Raw genomic sequence first — 15,973 nt, 5'->3', positions numbered from 1 at the left:
TCATCGCTTCGAACTCGGTGCCCTTTTGCAGGTTGTTCAGGTTCACCACGTAGGCGTTGTGGTGCTTGCCGTGGTGGAACTCGAGCGTTTCCTTCGAATACTCGGGGGCCAGAGCGTCGATGGCGTACGGCAGGGGTGGGAGCACATGTTCCATGGTTTTTTCTCGTGGGTTGGTTGTCGGGAATGAAGGATTCTAGGAAGTAATCAGGGGGCCGGCGTCGGACGTGTTCCCGTCGCGCCGCCGGGCGTCACGATCAGGTCGACCGAGCCATCCGAAAGGCGTGCGACCACGGCATCGCCGGCCTGCAGACTGCCTGCGCTGACGACCGCGCGACCTTCGCCGTCGGTCAGCAAGGCGTAGCCACGCTGCAGCACCAGGGCCGGGTCGAGCAGCCGCAGGCGCAGAGCCACGCGCTCGAGCCGCTCACGCCGCTGCGTCAGCGAGCGCGCGAACTTCGCGGAGAAATCGGTGGCGATGGCCTGCGGCACCTGCGCCAATCGCTCCCGGCGCGACAGCACCGCATAGTGCAGCCGCTGCGCGTGGTGCGCCAGCCGCAACTGCTGGCGTGCGACCAGGCCCGATGGGCGGCCCAGCCGCGCCGCCGCCTGGTCCAGCCGTTGGCCGAGCACGTCGAGCCGCCCGCCCAGTGCATCGCCGAGCCGCTCATCGAGCAGATCGAGCGCGCCAAGCCACAGGTCGCGCGGCGCGCTGACGAGTTCGGCGGCGGCCGTGGGTGTCGGCGCGCGCAGGTCGGCGCAGAAGTCGGCAATCGTGAAATCGGTTTCGTGCCCCACGCCGCTGATCACAGGCACGGGACTCTGCACGATGGTGCGCGCCAGCGTTTCGTCGTTGAAGGCCCAGAGGTCCTCGATCGAGCCACCGCCGCGCACCAGCAGGATCACGTCGACGGCCGGCTCCAGCGTGTAGAGCGACTGCAAGGCGCGCACCAGCTCGCCCGGCGCGCTGGCGCCCTGCACTGCCGCCGGCGCCAGCACCACGGGAATATGTGGGACGCGCCGCCGCAGCGCGGTCACGACGTCATGCAGCGCCGCGGCGCCCAGCGAGGTGACGACGCCCACGGCACGCGGCATGGACGGCAGCGCCCGCTTGCGCGCCGGATCGAACAAGCCCTCGGCTTCGAGGCGCGCCTTGCGCTGCAGGAACTGCTCGAACAGCGCGCCCTGCCCCGCGCGCCGCAGGCTTTCGACCACCAATTGCAGGTCGCCGCGCGGCTCGTACACCGCCAGCCGACCACGCACCTCGACCTGGTCGCCGTCACGCGGCGTGAAGTCGAGCAGGCCGGCCGCTCGGCGGAACATCGCGCAGCGCAGCTGGCCGGATTCGTCCTTGAGCGAGAAATAGCAATGACCGCTCGACGCACGCGAGAAACCCGAAATTTCTCCGCGCACCGAGACCGGGTTGAAACGCGCGTCGAGCGCATCGGCCACCGCGCGGCACAGCGCGCCCACGGCCCACACGCGCGGCCCGGGCGCTGCATTCGGCTCCCTGAAGCTCATCGCGCCCCTCCGCCACCGACCGCCACTCTTCCACAACGGGCGCTGCGCCCCCCACTTTGGAGGGGTATGGTGGAACAGATGCACGAGTTCTCGTGCAAGCTGTTGATTTCATTAAAAAAAGTGCTGCTCAAAATTCAATCGATCTAACGAAAAGCCCGTCCCATGCGGGTTCGGCGGCATTGCGCCACGGGTTAATCACAAAGTTATCCACAGAATCTGTGCGTCCTTGCCGACACGCAAACAAGCCGCGAGCCGATGGTGGCTCGGTGGATAATCGCCGCGCATTTGCAGTCTACGGGCCGGAGGATTTTCTTGTTTTCCATCATTGTTGCCGCGGGCTGGCCAATCTGGCCATTGCTCGCCTGTTCGGTCATCGCACTCGCGCTGGTCATTGAACGTTTCACCAGCCTGAAGACCGTCAAGGTCCTGCCGCCGAAGCTGCTGGACGAGACCATCACCGTGTCGCGCGGCGCGGTTCCCGGCCCGGATGTCGTTACCAAACTGGAAAGCAACTCGATGCTCGGCCAGGTGCTGGCCGCCGGCCTGCGCGCGCTGAACGCCAACCCGCGCTGCACCGAAGAAGACCTGCGCGCCGCCATGGAGGCCTCGGGCCGCACCGTGGCGCACAAGCTGGAGCGCTACCTGCCGGCACTGGCCACCATCGCCTCGGCGGCGCCGCTGCTCGGCCTGCTGGGCACGGTGATCGGCATGATCGAGATCTTCGGCTCGCAGTCGCCCGGCAGCGGTGCGGTGGGTTCGGGCAACCCGGCGCAGCTGGCGCACGGCATCTCGATCGCCCTGTACAACACGGCCTTCGGCCTGATCGTGGCCATTCCGACGCTGATCTTCTGGCGCTATTTCCGCAGCCGCGTCGACGAGTACCTGCTGAACCTCGAACTCTCGGGCGAGCGCTTTGCGCGCCACCTGAACGCCCTGCGCAAATGAGCTCGCGTGGCCGCATGCAGTTTCGCCACGGCGCGCGCGACGAGCCGGAGATCAACCTGATCCCGTTCATCGACGTGCTGCTGGTCGTGCTGATCTTCCTGATGCTGTCGACCACCTACAGCAAGTTCACCGAGATGCAGCTGCGGCTGCCGACCGCGGACGTCGATGCCCAGCGCGACTACCCGAAAGAGGTGATCGTGGCGGTGTCGGCCGACGGCCGCTACGTGATCAACAAGTCGCCGCTGGCGGACCGCAGCGTCGACACCGTGGCCGCCGCACTCGGTGCCGCCGCCACCGGTGGCAAGGACAGCGTCGTGATCATCAGCGCCGATGCCGCCAGCCCGCACCAGGCCGTGGTGACGGTGATGGAGGCTGCGCGCCGCGCCGGCCTGATGCAGATCACCTTCGCCGCCCAGTCGACGGCCCAGGCCGGTCACTGAGTGTCGACCGGCGCGCGGCTGCAGGATGCCTGGCTGCGCCGCGGTGCGCTGGCCTGCCTGCTGTGGCCACTGTCGCTGGTCTATGGCGCCCTCTTCGCGCTGCGGCGCGCCTTCTATCGATGGGGCTGGCAGAAAACCGGACGCGTGCCAGTACCCGTGATCGTGGTCGGCAATGTGATCGCGGGCGGGGCCGGCAAGACACCGGTCGTGATGGCGGTCGTGCGGCATCTCCAGGCGCGCGGGCTGCGTGTGGGCGTGGTGTCGCGCGGCTATGGCCGGCGTACCGACGACTGCCGTGAAGTCCTGCCGGACAGCGATCCGCAGGACGTCGGCGACGAACCCGCGCTGATCCACCATGCCACCCGCGCACCCGTCTTCGTCGCCCCGCAGCGCATCGAGGCCGCACGCGCCCTGCTCGAGCGGCACCCGGCCACCCAGGTCATCGTCAGCGACGACGGCCTGCAGCATTTGGCGCTGGCCCGCGACATCGAGATCTGCGTATTCGATGACCGCGGCGTCGGCAACGGCTGGCTGCTGCCTGCCGGCCCCTTGCGCGAGCCGTGGCCGCGCCGCTGCGACCTGCTGCTGCACAGCGGCGAGCGGCCCGCCTTCGCCGGCGGCTACACCGCCACCCGCGAACTGGCGCCGTACGCCCTCGCGAAGGACGGCCGTCGCATCCCGCTCGACACGCTCGCCGGCCAGCCCGTGATCGCGCTCGCCGCCATCGCACGGCCGGAAGCCTTCTTCACGATGCTGCGCGCACGCGGCCTGACGCTTGCGGACACCTTCGCGCTGCCCGACCACCACGACTTCACCGGCTGGCAACGCCCGGCCGGTCCCGCCCTGCCCCTCGTCTGCACCGAAAAAGACGCCGTCAAGCTCTGGCACCAGGCACCCGACGCGCTTGCCGTGCCGCTGCACTTCGAACCCTCGCCGGCGTTCTTCGCAGCGCTCGACGCAAAGCTATCATCGCTCGATGGATACCAAGCTGCTTGAACTGCTCGTCTGCCCCGTCACCAAGGGCCCGCTGACCTGGAACGCCGAGAAGCAGGAACTCTGCTCGCGCAGCGCGCGCCTGGCCTACCCGGTGCGTGACGGCATCCCGGTGCTGCTCGAGAACGAGGCCCGCACGTTGTCCGACGAAGAGCTGGGGCTGTGAGCTTCACCGTTCTGGTGCCGGCCCGGCTGGCTTCGACGCGGCTTCCCAACAAACCGCTGGCCGACATCGCCGGCCTGCCGATGGTCGTGCGCGTGGCACAGCGCGCCCGCCAATCCGGCGCCCTTCGCGTGGTGGTGGCCGGCGACGACGCCGCCATCATCGAGGCCTGCAAGGCGCACGGTGTCGAGGCCCTGCTGACCCGCCAGGACCACGCTAGCGGCACCGACCGCTTGGCCGAAGCCTGCGAACAGCTCGGGCTCGACGGCGACGCGATCGTCGTCAACGTGCAGGGCGACGAGCCGCTGATCGACCCCGCGCTGATCGACGCCGTCGCCGCCACGCTGGCCGCTCGCCCGCAGGCCGCGATGAGCACCGCCGTCCATGCGATCGACTCGCTGGCCGACTTCATGAATCCGAACGTCGTGAAGGCCGTGCTCGACGCACAGGGTCATGCGCTCTATTTCAGCCGTGCACCGATCCCCTGGTGGCGCGACGGCTCTTCAGGCGGCGCGGCACCCTCGGTGCTGCCCAGCCCGGCACCGCTGCGCCATATCGGCATCTACGGCTATCGCGCGGGCTTCGTGCGGCAATTTCCGTTGCTGTCGCCCGCGCCCGTCGAAGCCACCGAAGCACTCGAACAGCTGCGCGCGCTGTGGCACGGACACCGCATCGCAGTGCATGTGAGCGATGTGGCACCGGGCCCCGGGATCGACACGCCCGAAGACCTGGCGCGCGTGCGCGCGGTCTTCGCAGCCGGCTCGCCTGCGTGAACTGCCCGCCGTCCCCGAGGGAACGGCGGCAATTTGTCACGGGCACGCATGCTATCCTCGACGCAATTCCGCCTCGGCGCGCCTGAGGGTGCGCATGGGGCGCGACACAAAATCTAAGAACCTTCCGAGGACACCATGAGACTTATTTTGCTGGGCGCGCCCGGGGCAGGCAAAGGCACGCAAGCGACCTTCATCTGCCAGAAATACGGCATTCCCCAAATTTCGACCGGCGACATGTTGCGCGCCGCCGTCAAGGCAGGCACCCCCCTCGGGCTGCAGGCCAAGACGATCATGGATTCGGGTGCACTGGTCAGCGACGACCTGATCATCAACCTCGTGAAGGAACGCATCGCGCAGCCCGACTGCAACGGCGGCTTCCTGTTCGACGGCTTCCCGCGCACCATTCCTCAAGCCGACGCCATGAAGGCGGCCGGCGTCAAGCTCGACTACGTGCTCGAGATCGATGTGCCCTTCGGCGACATCATCGAACGCATGAGCGGTCGTCGCTCGCACCCGGCATCGGGCCGCACCTACCACGTCAAGTTCAATCCGCCGAAGGTGGAAGGCAAGGACGACGTGACTGGTGAAGAGCTGATCCAGCGCGAAGACGACAAGGAAGAGACCGTGCGCAAGCGGCTCGACGTCTACAGCCAGCAGACCCGTCCGCTGGTCGACTACTACTCGGCCTGGGCCAAGGCCGATCCGGCCGCCGCGCCGAAGTACCGCGCCATCCAAGGCGTGGGCACGGTCGATGAGATCACGCAGCGCGCGCTTGCCGCACTGAACAGCTGATTTGATTCAGCGGCTGACCCCGTCAGCCGCTCTCCTAACCGCCCTCCGACTCCGGCAGGGCGGCCACTCCCAAGAGTTCCAGCACCAGCGCGACCCGCGCCTTCACCGGCGTGAGTGCGCCCGCATCACGCAGCCCGTCACCGAGTTTCGGAAGGATGCGTCCGTTCGCACAGCGCGTGGCGCGCAGCACCGACACGCCGCCGTCCTGCGCCTTCAGCGCCGCGGCTTCCAGCGCGTGGTGCACGGTGCCATTGCCGGTCGCGGCCACGACCAGTCCGCGCAAGGGCTCAGCCGACGGAAGCAGCAACGCCTCGACGATCGCACCGCTCGCACCCGCGTGGCTCATGACGATCTCGACGCGGGGCCACGGCTTCGACACGGCCGTCAGCCGCGCCGCATCGAACGGCGCCCCCTGCGGCCACGCGCGAACGCGCCGCACCTCGCCCTCTTCCACATAGCCGACCGGCCCCGCATCGCCCGACGCGAAGGCATCGAGGCGGTAGGTGTGCACCTTCTGCACGTCGAGGCCGCTGTGGACCGTGCCCGCGCAGACCACCGTCACGCCCCGCGCGCCAGGCGTCGAAGCCACCACGAGCGCGTCGCGCACGTTCTGCGGACCATCAGGCGACAGGGCCGTCGCCGGGCGCATCGCGCAGGTCACCACCACCGGCTTGGCCGGCGCCAGCACGGCGTGCAGGAAGAAGGCGGTTTCCTCCAGCGTGTCGGTGCCGTGCGTGATCACGATGCCAGCCACATCAGGCTGCGCCAGCCAGTGTGCGCAGCGCATGGCCAGCTGGCGCCAGGTGTCGGCGTCCATGTCCTTGCTGTCGAGCTGCGCGACCTGCTCCGCCACCAGCGTCACGCCGGCCGGCGCCTCGATGCCGCCCAGCAGGTCCGCCACCCCCACCTGTCCCGCCGTGTAGCCGATGTTGTCGCCGCTGCTGGCAGCCTTGCCGGCAATGGTGCCGCCGGTGCCCAGCACCACCACGCGGCGCGTCTCGGACGAAGAGGAATGAGTCATGGCTTGTCAACTTTTGAAAACTGGTTAAAAATACAGGTACTGGATATCTAGCCAGTGCCGCAAGGAAACCACTATGCAGTTCGCAGTGAAGCTTACCGCCCGCCAGCAGCAGATCCTGGACCTGATCCAGGCCGCCATCGCACGCACCGGTGCGCCGCCGACGCGCGCCGAAATCGCCAACGAGCTGGGCTTCAAGTCGGCCAATGCCGCCGAGGAGCACCTGCAGGCCCTGGCCCGCAAGGGCGTCATCGAACTCGTCAGTGGCACTTCGCGCGGCATCCGCCTCAAGGGCGATGCGCTGCGCTCGCTCCACGAAACGCGCCACCGCGAAGGCAACCAGTTCTCGCTCTCGCTGCCCGGCATGGCCCAGCTCGCGCTGCCGCTCATCGGCCGTGTGGCGGCGGGTTCGCCCATCCTCGCGCAAGAGCACGTCGACCAGACCTATTACGTCGAGAACACGTTGTTCCAGCGCCAGCCCGACTACCTGCTCAAGGTGCGCGGCATGTCGATGCGCGACGCCGGCATCATGGACGGCGACCTGCTCGCCGTGCAGGCCACCAAGGAAGCGCGCAACGGCCAGATCGTGGTGGCGCGCCTCGGCGAAGAAGTCACCGTGAAACGCCTGAAGCGCAACAAGCAGGTGATCGAGCTGCACGCCGAGAACCCCGACTACCCGACCATCATCGTCCAGCCCGGCGAGCCCTTTGAAATCGAAGGCCTCGCGGTCGGCCTCATCCGCAACACCATGCTGATGTAGGTCCCGGGCCTGCTGCCCACGAGCAGCAGCACCTCATCCGGCCGCGACAGGTGGCGGGCGTATGGCGCGAAGTCGCCATCACCCTGTTGCGGCCGATTCAAGAAATCCTGCCTGTGTTCAACCTCATACTTTTTTGGAGTTCACATGGGAATCGCCCTCCTCGCCATCGCCGACCTCTGGTCGCCCCTGCAATCGCTGGCCACCCGCTGGATGCCCGCCCGCCGCCCGTCGCACGGTGACAGCAGCGACGCTGCAGCCGGTCTGCGCTACGTGGCCATTCGCCCGGCCTGCACGGCACGCACGGCAGGCAGCCCAATGCCGGCCACGTCGCCATCCGCCGCTACGCCCGCCCGCCCGCTGCGCGTGGTCCGTGTGGTCGACCGGCAAGGCTCGCAGCGCGGCTGCGCCAACCGGGTCGTGATTTCCGGCCGCATGGCCGACGTGTGCGCCGAACTCGACCGGCTCGCCGCTCTGGAAGCTGCGGAAACCGGGAGCGGCACGCCCCGCCCCAGCCACCTGCACTGAGAAGGTGCGAACGAGCCCGCCGTGCCTGCGCGCCCCGCACGCGCATGGCGGATTCACCCCCAACGGCCTGAAACAGGCCTCCCGGGCGCCATCTGGCACGGGGTATCCAAACGTTCACACGTGCGACGTGCCGATGCTGCGAGGCACAATGGCATGCCATGAACATTGTGATCCTCGACGATTACCAGGACGCCGTGCGCAAGCTGCAGTGCGCCGCCAAACTGGACGCCTATGCCGCCAAGGTCTACACCAACACGGTCAAGGGCATCGGCCAACTGTCGGTTCGCCTCAAGGATGCGGACGTCATCGTGCTCATCCGCGAGCGCAGCCAGATATCCCGCCAACTGATCGAGAAACTGCCCAAGCTCAAGCTGATTTCTCAAACGGGCCGCGTCGGCGGCCACATCGACGTCACGGCCTGCACCGAACGCGGCGTGGCGGTGGCCGAAGGCTCGGGCTCACCGCAGGCGCCCGCCGAACTCACCTGGGCGCTGATCATGGCGGCCATGCGCCGCCTGCCGCAGTACATCAGCAACCTCAAGCACGGGGCCTGGCAGCAGTCGGGCCTCAAGTCGGCGTCGATGCCGCCGAATTTCGGCGTGGGCTCGGTGCTCAAGGGCAAGACGCTGTGCATCTGGGGCTACGGCCGCATCGGCCAGCTGGTGGCCCGCTACGGGCAGGCCTTCGGCATGCAGGTCGTGATCTGGGGCCGCGAGGCCAGCTGCGCCAAGGCGCGCTCCGACGGCTTCCAGGTGGCGCAGAGCCGCCACGAATTCTTTGCCGCGGCCGACGTGCTGTCGGTGCATCTGCGGCTCAACGAGGACACCCAGGGCCTCGTCAAGCTCGAAGACCTCTCTCGCATGAAGCCGACGGCGCTGTTCGTCAACACTTCGCGCGCCGAGCTGGTCGAAGCCGATGCCCTGCTGGCCGCGCTCAATCGCGGGCGCCCCGGGCTGGCGGCCATCGACGTGTTCGAGAGCGAGCCGCCGCTGCAGGGCCATGCGCTGCTGCGTCTCGAAAACTGCATCTGCACGCCGCACATCGGCTACGTGGAGCAGGAAAGCTACGAAAGCTACTTCGGCCAGGCGTTCGACAACGTCGTGAGCTACATCAACGGCAACCCCACGAACATCGTGAACCCCGGCGCACTGCAGGTTCGCCGGTGAGTTCATGAGCCGGCCCGCGCCGCAGCGAGGCGCGCTCTGGGCGCTGCTGGCCGGCAATTTCGTGATCGGCACGGGCGTGATGGTCGTGCCCGGCACCCTCAATGAAATCAGCGTCTCGCTGGCGATCCAGGTCGCCACGGCGGGCCAACTGATCACTGCAGCCGCCTTCGTGATGTGCCTGGGCGCCCCGCTGCTGGCCGCCGCGGTCGCCGGTTGGGACCGCCGCAAGCTGCTGGCCCTCACCCTGCTCTGGTACGCCGCGTGGCACGTGGTCGCGGCGCTCATGCCCAGCTTCGGCGCGCTGCTGCCGGTGCGCATGCTGACGGTGATCGCGCCCGCCATCTTCACGCCCCAGGCCGCGGCCTGCGCCGGCATGCTGGTGCCGCCCGAGCAGCGCGGGCGCGCCGTGACCTTCGTCTTTCTCGGCTGGTCGGTGGCCTCGGTGCTGGGCCTGCCGATCGGCGCGCTGATCGGCGGCCACCTGGGCTGGCGCATGGCCTTCATGGCCATCGCGGCGCTCAGTGTCGTGAGCGCCGCTTCGGTCTGGCTCACGCTGCCCAGCGGCATCCGACCCGCCGCGCTCACGGCCGCTGCCTGGTCGCGCGTGCTGCGCAGCCCGGTGCTGATGGGCATCGTGTCGGTCACGGCACTGCAGGGCGTCGGCCAGTTTGTGCTGTTCAGCTACTTCGGCCCGCTGCTCAAGCAGGGTTTCGGCGCAGACGCCAACACGCTGAGCCTGATGTGGGCGCTGTTCGGCGCCTTCGGCCTGCTGGGCAACATGGTGGTGAGCCGCTACATCGACCGCGTCGGCGCCGGGCGCATGGTGCTGCTGACGACCGGGCTGATCGCGCTGAGCCTGCTGCTGTGGCCGCTGGCCAGCACGCTGGCGTGGCTCGCGGTGGTGCTCGTGCCCTGGGGCCTGGGCTGCTTCGCCACCAACTCCTCCCAGCAGGCGCGCCTGGTGGGGCTGGCGCCTGCCCTGGCGCCGGGCTCGGTGGCGCTCAACAGCTCGGGCATCTACATCGGCCAGGCTTTGGGTGCGGCGCTGGGCGGCTGGCTGCTGGCGAACGACGCCACCGAGTGGATGAGCCGGGTCGGTTTTGCACTGATGCTGCTGGCGATGGGCCTGAGCATCGCCATCGACCGCAGCCGCCGTCCGGCCTGATTCCGATGCCCCGCGTAACACCCGGGGCGCGGGCCTCCCGCGAGATTGCAAAATCGGAGCTTTCGTCCGCGTCGCGCACCCGCGCCGGCGCGGCCGCCCCGGACACCCACCAACCCATGAGAACCTTGATCCCATGACAGTGAACTACCCCCGAATCGGCGTGATCGGCGCCGGCGCCATGGGGCGCGGCATCGCGCAGATCGCCGCCCAGGCCGGCAGCGAAGTGCTGCTGCTCGACAGCTTCGCCGGCGCCGCCGAGCGCGGCCGCGAAGCCCTCGCCACCCAATGGAACAAGCTGCACGAGAAGGGCAAGATCGACGCCCCCACGCGCGATGCCTACGTGGCGCGCGTGAAGGCGGTCGACGGCATGCAGGCGCTCGCAGGCTGCGACCTCGTGGTCGAGGCCGTGGTCGAGAACCTCGAGGTCAAGCGCACGCTGTTCCGCGAGCTCGAGGACGTGGTCGCGCCCACCGCCACGCTGGTCACCAACACCTCGTCGCTGTCGGTCACGGCCATCGCGGCCGGCCTGCAGCACCCCGCGCGCTTTGCGGGCTTTCACTTCTTCAACCCGGTGCCGCTGATGAAGGTGGTCGAGGTGGTGGCGGGCTTCAAGACCTCGCCCGAGGTCTGCCAGAAGCTGGCCGGCTATGCCACGCAGATGGGCCACAGCGCCGTGCAGGCGCAGGACACGCCCGGCTTCATCGTCAACCACGCGGGCCGCGGCTACGGCACCGAGGCGCTGCGCATCGTCGGCGAAGGCGTGGCCGACTTCGCCACCATCGACCGCATCCTGAAGGACCAGGCGGGCTTTCGCCTCGGCCCGTTCGAGTTGCTCGACCTGACGGCGCTCGACGTGTCGCACCCGGTGATGGAGTCGATCTACCACCAGTACTTCGAAGAGCCGCGCTTCCGCCCGAGCGTGATCACCGCGCAGCGCCTGGCCGCCGGCGCGCTGGGCCGCAAGACCGGCGAGGGCTTCTACCGCTACGACAACGGCGTGATGCAGCAGACACCCGAAGCACCGGCGCCGGTGATCGAAGGCACGCCCGCGGTCTGGGTGTCGCCGCGTGCCGCGCGCCGCGCCGAGCTGCTGCGCCTGGTGAACACGCTGGGTGCGCAGATCGACAGCGGCAGTGCTCCCGCACCCCAGTCGATCATCCTGGTCGCGCCGCTGGGCTTCGACGTGACGACGGTCGCGGCCGTCGAGCGGCTGGACGCCACGCGCACCGTCGGCATCGACATGCTCATCGACGACGTCGCCACCAAGCGCCGCGTGCTGGCCACCAACCCGGCCACGCGCCGCGACGTGCGAGACGCCGCGCACGCCCTCTTCGCGCGCGACGGCAAGGCCGTGAGCGTGATCCGCGACAGCGGCGGCTTCGTCACGCAGCGCGTGATCGGCGCCATCGTCAACATCGCCGCCGACATGTGTCAGCAGCGCGTGTGCACGCCGGCCGACCTCGAGACCGCCGTGCAGCTGGGCCTGGGCTACCCGCGCGGCCCGCTCGCCATGGGCAACCTCTACGGGCCGACCAACATGCTCGAGGTGCTGTTCAACCTGCAGACCGTGTATGGCGACCCGCGCTATCGCCCGAGTCCGTGGCTGCGCCGCCGCGGCGCGCTGGGCCTGAGCCTGCTGCACGAAGAAGAATAAGCACGCACACCATGACCGCCGAACTCAAGAGCACCAGCGAAGGCAGCACCATGGTGCTGACCATCGTCAACCCGACCCAGCGCAATGCGCTGGGCCCCGAGATCTATGCCGCCGGCATCGAGGCGCTGAATGGCGCCGAGAGCAGCGACGAGATCCGCAGCGTCGTCATCGTGGGCGAAGGCGCCTGGTTCTGCGCCGGCGGCTCGCTGCAGCGGCTGCTGGCCAACCGCCAGCTCGACCGCTCCGTACAGGCCGAGAGCATCGAGGGCCTGCACAACTGGATCGACTCGATCCGCACCTTTCCCAAGCCGGTCATCGCGGCCGTCGAGGGTGCGGCGGCCGGCGCCGGCTTCTCGCTCGCGCTGGCCTGCGACTTCGTCGTGGCCGCGCGCGACGCCGTGTTCGCCGCCTCGTACAGCAACGTGGCGCTCTCGCCCGACGGCGGCCTCAGCTGGCACCTCGGGCAGGCGCTGCCGCGCCAGCTGGCGAGCGAATGGCTCATGAACGGCGAGCGCATCGAGGCCGCGCGCCTGCATGCCTTCGGCCTCGTCAACGAACTCACCGACAGCGGGCAGGCACTGGCCGGCGCGATGGCCCTGGCCACCCGCCTGAACGCGCGCGCACCCAATTCGCTGGCCAGCATCAAGGAGCTGCTGAGCGACGCGCGCGGCGCCACGCTGGCGTCGCAGCTATCGCAGGAGCGCGATCATTTCGTGCGCAACCTGCACCACGCGAACGCGGGCATCGGCATTGCCGCGTTCCTCGACAAGACACCGCCTCGCTACGAGTGACGCCTGACGGCGTCGCTCTTGAGACACCCCACAGCTTTTCAGTCGCCGAGAGGACAGACCATGGACGACCCCATTCTTACCATCGAAGAACGTGAAGCGATCAACAGTGGTCGCTGGTTTTCTTCCCTATCTCCATCACTACGGCACGACATCCTCCGATGCGCCTTTGTCAAACGCTACAAGGACGGCGACCTGCTCGCCGCGCGCGGCGACCCGCCCGAGCACTGGATCGCCTGTGCCAAGGGGGCGTTGCGCGTGAGCTCGACCGCGGTGTCGGGCAAGCAGGTGACGCTGACCTACGTCGAGCCGGGCATCTGGTTCGGCGACGTGGCGATGTTCGACGGGGAACGGCGCACGCACGACACGTACTCGCACGGCGACACCACCGTGCTGTGCGTGGCGCGGGCCGATTTCCAGAAGATCCTGGCCACGCACGTCGAGCTGTACGAAGCGCTGATGCGGCTGCAGGCGCGCCGCATCCGCACGCTGTTCGGGCTGGTGGAAGACCTCAACACCCTGCCCTTGCGCGCACGCCTGGCCAAGCAACTCATTCATCTGGTGCGCAGCTACGGCGTGCCCAGCCTGGACGACGGCAGCCAGACGCGCATCGGCCTGCAACTGGCACAGGAAGAACTCGCACAGCTGCTCGGCGCCTCGCGCCAGCGGGTCAACCAGGAACTCAAGACGATGGAGCGCGAGGGCACCATCCGCATCGAGCCGGCCGGACTGGTCGTGCTGGACCGCTCGGCGCTGATGCAAATCTCCGTAGCAGACAACTAAAAGAATCGACATGAGCCAGGACTTCTCCAGTTTCATCGGCACCCGTGCGGTGTCCCAACAGCACACCTTCGACGTGGACGCGCTCGCGGCCTGGCTCGAAAAGAACCTCGAGGGCTTCCAGGGTCCGTTGACGGTCGAGATGTTCAAGGGCGGACAGTCCAACCCGACCTACAAGCTCGTCACGCCCACGCAGAGCTACGTGATGCGCGCCAAGCCCGGCCCGGTCGCCAAGCTGCTGCCTTCGGCCCATGCGGTCGAGCGCGAATACAAGGTCATGCGCGGCCTGCAGGGCACCGATGTGCCCGTGCCACGCATGTACTGCCTGTGCGAAGACGAGGCCATCATCGGCCGCGCCTTCTACATCATGGAGTTCATGCAGGGCCGCGTGCTGTGGGACCAGTCGCTGCCCGGCTTCAGCAACGCCGAACGCGCGGCCTACTACGACGAGATGAACCGCGTCATCGCGGCGCTGCATACGGTCGACTTCGCCGCCCGCGGCCTGGGCGACTACGGCAAGCCCGGCAACTACTTCGAGCGCCAGATCGGCCGCTGGAGCAAGCAGTACAAAGCCTCGGCCGACGGTGCCGGCGAACTGTCGCAGCCCATCGAGGCCATGGAGCGCCTGATCGACTGGCTCCCCGCCCACATGCCGGCAAGCGCACGCGACGAAAGCAAGGTCTCGATCGTGCATGGCGACTACCGCCTGGACAACGTGATGTTCCACGCCACCGAGCCGCGGATCATCGCGGTGCTCGACTGGGAGCTCTCCACGCTGGGCCACCCACTGGCCGACTTCAGCTACCACTGCATGTCGTGGCACATGCCCCCCACCACCGGCCGCGGCATCGGCGGCGTGGACGTGGCGGCGCTGGGCATTCCCACCGAGAGCGAATACATCCGCCGCTACTGCGAGCGCACGCGCATCAGCACGCCCGAGGCGCTGGCGCCCGACTGGAATTTCTACCAGGCCTACAACCTGTTCCGCATGGCTGCCATCCTGCAGGGCATTGCGAAACGGGTCGAAGCCGGTACCGCATCGAGCGAGCAAGCCGTGGCGTCCGCCCGTGGCGCACGGCCGATGGCCGAGATGGCCTGGCAATTTGCCCAAAAGGCATAGCCAGCCCTCCCCCTTAACCCCACCAGGAGACAGCATGGATTTCGAATATTCGGCCAAAACCAAGGAGCTTCAGAAGCGCGTTCTCGCCTTCATGGAAGACCACATCTACCCGGCCGAAGCCGAGTACAGCGCCGAACTGGCCGCCAACACGGTCGCCGGCAAGCGCTGGAGCGCCCTGAAGACCGTCGAGAAGCTCAAGGACAAGGCCAAGGCACAAGGCCTGTGGAACCTGTTCCTGCCGGTCGACAGCGCCTCGGCCTCGGGCTATGAGGGCGCGGGCCTGACCAACCAGGAATATGCCCCGCTGGCCGAGATCATGGGCCGCGTGCCATGGGCCTCCGAAGCCTTCAACTGCTCGGCGCCCGACACCGGCAACATGGAAACCATCGCCCGCTACGGCTCGGAAGAGATCAAGGCGCGCTGGCTCAAGCCGCTGCTCGAAGGCCAGATCCGCTCGGCCTTCGCGATGACCGAACCCGACGTCGCCTCCAGCGATGCCACCAACATCGCCACCCGCATCGAGCGCCAGGGCGACGAGTACGTCATCAACGGCCACAAGTGGTGGATCTCCGGTGCCGCCGACCCGCGCTGCGCCGTGTTCGTCACCATGGGCAAGACCGATCCCGAAGCGCCCAAGCACTCGCAGCAGAGCATGGTCATCGTGCCGGCCGATGCCAAGGGCATCCGCATCGTGCGCCCGCTGAACGTGATGGGCTACGACGACGCACCGCACGGCCACGTCGAGATGTACTTCGAGAACGTGCGCGTGCCCGTCGGCAACATCCTGCTGGGCGAAGGCCGCGGCTTCGAGATCGCCCAGGGTCGCCTTGGCCCCGGACGCATCCACCACTGCATGCGCCTGATCGGCCTGGCCGAGCGTGCGCTCGAGCTGATGTGCAAGCGCGCCTCGTCGCGCGTGGCCTTCGGCAAGACCGTCGCCTCGCAGACCGTCACGCAGGAACGCATCGCCGAAGCGCGCTGCAAGATCGACATGGCCCGCCTGCTCACGCTGAAGGCTGCCTGGCTGATGGACGTGGCCGGCAACAAGGTCGCGCGCACCGAGATCGCCATGATCAAGGTGGTGGCGCCCACCATGGCCTGCCAGGTCATCGACTGGGCCATGCAGGTCCACGGCGGCGGCGGCATGTGCGACGACTTCCCGCTGGCCGCGGCCTACGCCGGTGCGCGCACGCTGCGCTTTGCCGACGGTCCGGACGAAGTGCACCGCAACGCGATCGCCAAGTGGGAGCTGGGCAAGTACGCCGCCGACAAGTCGGGTGCCACCGCCGACGCGCCTGTCACGCGCTTCTGATCCGGGGAAAAGAAAGGGCGCGATCGCCGCGCCCTTCTCTTGTCTGCTCCGGCCATGCCGC

General features: G+C 68.3%; 17 protein-coding genes and 1 pseudogene. 15 read left to right on the top strand and 3 right to left on the bottom strand.

Features of this window, described 5'->3' with window-relative positions; genetic code table 11:
- Together AC3WQM_RS11865 and xseA are read right to left on the bottom strand one after the other, a co-directional pair.
- Positions 1-154 (bottom strand): annotated as a pseudogene (locus tag AC3WQM_RS11865) (superoxide dismutase [Fe]); the annotation flags it as partial.
- A 50-nt stretch (positions 155-204) separates the two neighbouring features.
- Positions 205-1,518 (bottom strand): exodeoxyribonuclease VII large subunit, encoded by a 1,314-nt coding sequence (gene xseA, locus AC3WQM_RS11860; protein WP_492678865.1) that lies wholly within the window; start codon positions 1,516-1,518, stop codon positions 205-207.
- A 312-nt stretch (positions 1,519-1,830) separates the two neighbouring features.
- On the opposite strand from xseA, the gene AC3WQM_RS11855 reads away from it, so the two are divergent.
- The 6 genes from AC3WQM_RS11855 (at position 1,831) to adk (ending at position 5,624) form a co-directional block, all read left to right on the top strand.
- Positions 1,831-2,463, top strand: a complete 633-nt coding sequence (locus AC3WQM_RS11855) for a MotA/TolQ/ExbB proton channel family protein (RefSeq protein ID WP_070060550.1) — start codon at positions 1,831-1,833, stop codon at positions 2,461-2,463.
- A gap of 14 nt (positions 2,464-2,477) precedes the next feature.
- Positions 2,478-2,903, top strand: coding sequence for an ExbD/TolR family protein (locus AC3WQM_RS11850; protein WP_062471507.1), 426 nt, complete (start codon positions 2,478-2,480; stop codon positions 2,901-2,903).
- Positions 2,904-3,899 carry a tetraacyldisaccharide 4'-kinase gene (gene lpxK, locus AC3WQM_RS11845; protein WP_492678863.1) on the top strand — a complete coding sequence of 332 codons (996 nt, stop codon included), beginning with the start codon at positions 2,904-2,906 and terminating at the stop codon, positions 3,897-3,899. It abuts the gene before it with no gap.
- The gene (locus tag AC3WQM_RS11840; protein WP_013541700.1) at positions 3,880-4,062 is read left to right on the top strand and encodes a Trm112 family protein; all 183 of its coding nucleotides are present in this window, start codon (positions 3,880-3,882) and stop codon (positions 4,060-4,062) included. Before lpxK ends, AC3WQM_RS11840 begins: the two co-directional genes overlap by 20 nt.
- On the top strand, positions 4,059-4,832 hold the full coding sequence (kdsB, locus tag AC3WQM_RS11835) for a 3-deoxy-manno-octulosonate cytidylyltransferase (RefSeq protein ID WP_492678861.1): 774 nt from the start codon (positions 4,059-4,061) through the stop codon (positions 4,830-4,832). The genes AC3WQM_RS11840 and kdsB overlap by 4 nt, the downstream gene beginning before the upstream one ends.
- Before the next feature lie 135 nt (positions 4,833-4,967).
- The gene (gene adk / locus AC3WQM_RS11830) at positions 4,968-5,624 is read left to right on the top strand and encodes an adenylate kinase (RefSeq protein WP_056581227.1); all 657 of its coding nucleotides are present in this window, start codon (positions 4,968-4,970) and stop codon (positions 5,622-5,624) included.
- Between the two features lie 34 nt (positions 5,625-5,658).
- On the opposite strand, the gene AC3WQM_RS11825 is transcribed toward adk, so the two are convergent.
- Complete coding sequence (locus tag AC3WQM_RS11825; RefSeq protein ID WP_492678859.1) at positions 5,659-6,645, bottom strand: asparaginase; 987 nt, start codon at positions 6,643-6,645, stop codon at positions 5,659-5,661.
- Positions 6,646-6,718: 73 nt separating this feature from the next.
- Here AC3WQM_RS11825 and lexA point away from each other — a divergent pair, with 73 nt between their 5' ends.
- The 9 genes from lexA to AC3WQM_RS11780 all read left to right on the top strand — a co-directional run bounded on the left by lexA (position 6,719) and on the right by AC3WQM_RS11780 (position 15,912).
- Entirely contained in the window at positions 6,719-7,402 is a 684-nt protein-coding gene (gene lexA, locus AC3WQM_RS11820) for a transcriptional repressor LexA (protein WP_056581233.1), read from the top strand.
- Between the two features lie 144 nt (positions 7,403-7,546).
- The gene (locus tag AC3WQM_RS11815) at positions 7,547-7,927 is read left to right on the top strand and encodes a hypothetical protein (protein ID WP_492678857.1); all 381 of its coding nucleotides are present in this window, start codon (positions 7,547-7,549) and stop codon (positions 7,925-7,927) included.
- Between the two features lie 158 nt (positions 7,928-8,085).
- Complete coding sequence (locus tag AC3WQM_RS11810) at positions 8,086-9,093, top strand: D-2-hydroxyacid dehydrogenase family protein (protein WP_489056884.1); 1,008 nt, start codon at positions 8,086-8,088, stop codon at positions 9,091-9,093.
- Between the two features lie 4 nt (positions 9,094-9,097).
- The gene (locus tag AC3WQM_RS11805; protein ID WP_492678855.1) at positions 9,098-10,258 is read left to right on the top strand and encodes an MFS transporter; all 1,161 of its coding nucleotides are present in this window, start codon (positions 9,098-9,100) and stop codon (positions 10,256-10,258) included.
- A 133-nt stretch (positions 10,259-10,391) separates the two neighbouring features.
- Positions 10,392-11,912, top strand: a complete 1,521-nt coding sequence (locus AC3WQM_RS11800; protein WP_492678853.1) for a 3-hydroxyacyl-CoA dehydrogenase — start codon at positions 10,392-10,394, stop codon at positions 11,910-11,912.
- Between the two features lie 11 nt (positions 11,913-11,923).
- A complete protein-coding gene (locus AC3WQM_RS11795; protein ID WP_070060542.1) occupies positions 11,924-12,703 on the top strand; it encodes an oxepin-CoA hydrolase, alternative type in 780 nt (259 codons plus the stop codon).
- A 60-nt stretch (positions 12,704-12,763) separates the two neighbouring features.
- On the top strand, positions 12,764-13,483 hold the full coding sequence (locus AC3WQM_RS11790) for a Crp/Fnr family transcriptional regulator (RefSeq protein ID WP_056581250.1): 720 nt from the start codon (positions 12,764-12,766) through the stop codon (positions 13,481-13,483).
- Between the two features lie 10 nt (positions 13,484-13,493).
- Positions 13,494-14,600 carry a phosphotransferase gene (locus AC3WQM_RS11785; protein WP_492678851.1) on the top strand — a complete coding sequence of 369 codons (1,107 nt, stop codon included), beginning with the start codon at positions 13,494-13,496 and terminating at the stop codon, positions 14,598-14,600.
- 34 nt (positions 14,601-14,634) lie between these two features.
- Positions 14,635-15,912, top strand: a complete 1,278-nt coding sequence (locus tag AC3WQM_RS11780) for an acyl-CoA dehydrogenase family protein (RefSeq protein ID WP_492678849.1) — start codon at positions 14,635-14,637, stop codon at positions 15,910-15,912.
- Positions 15,913-15,973: the final 61 nt, after the last annotated feature.

The sequence above is a fragment of the Variovorax sp. FW301-JW7 genome, assembly GCF_058788795.1.
Note: the sequence above shows the minus strand (reverse complement) of the source record. Positions and strands in the feature narration are given on the sequence as shown.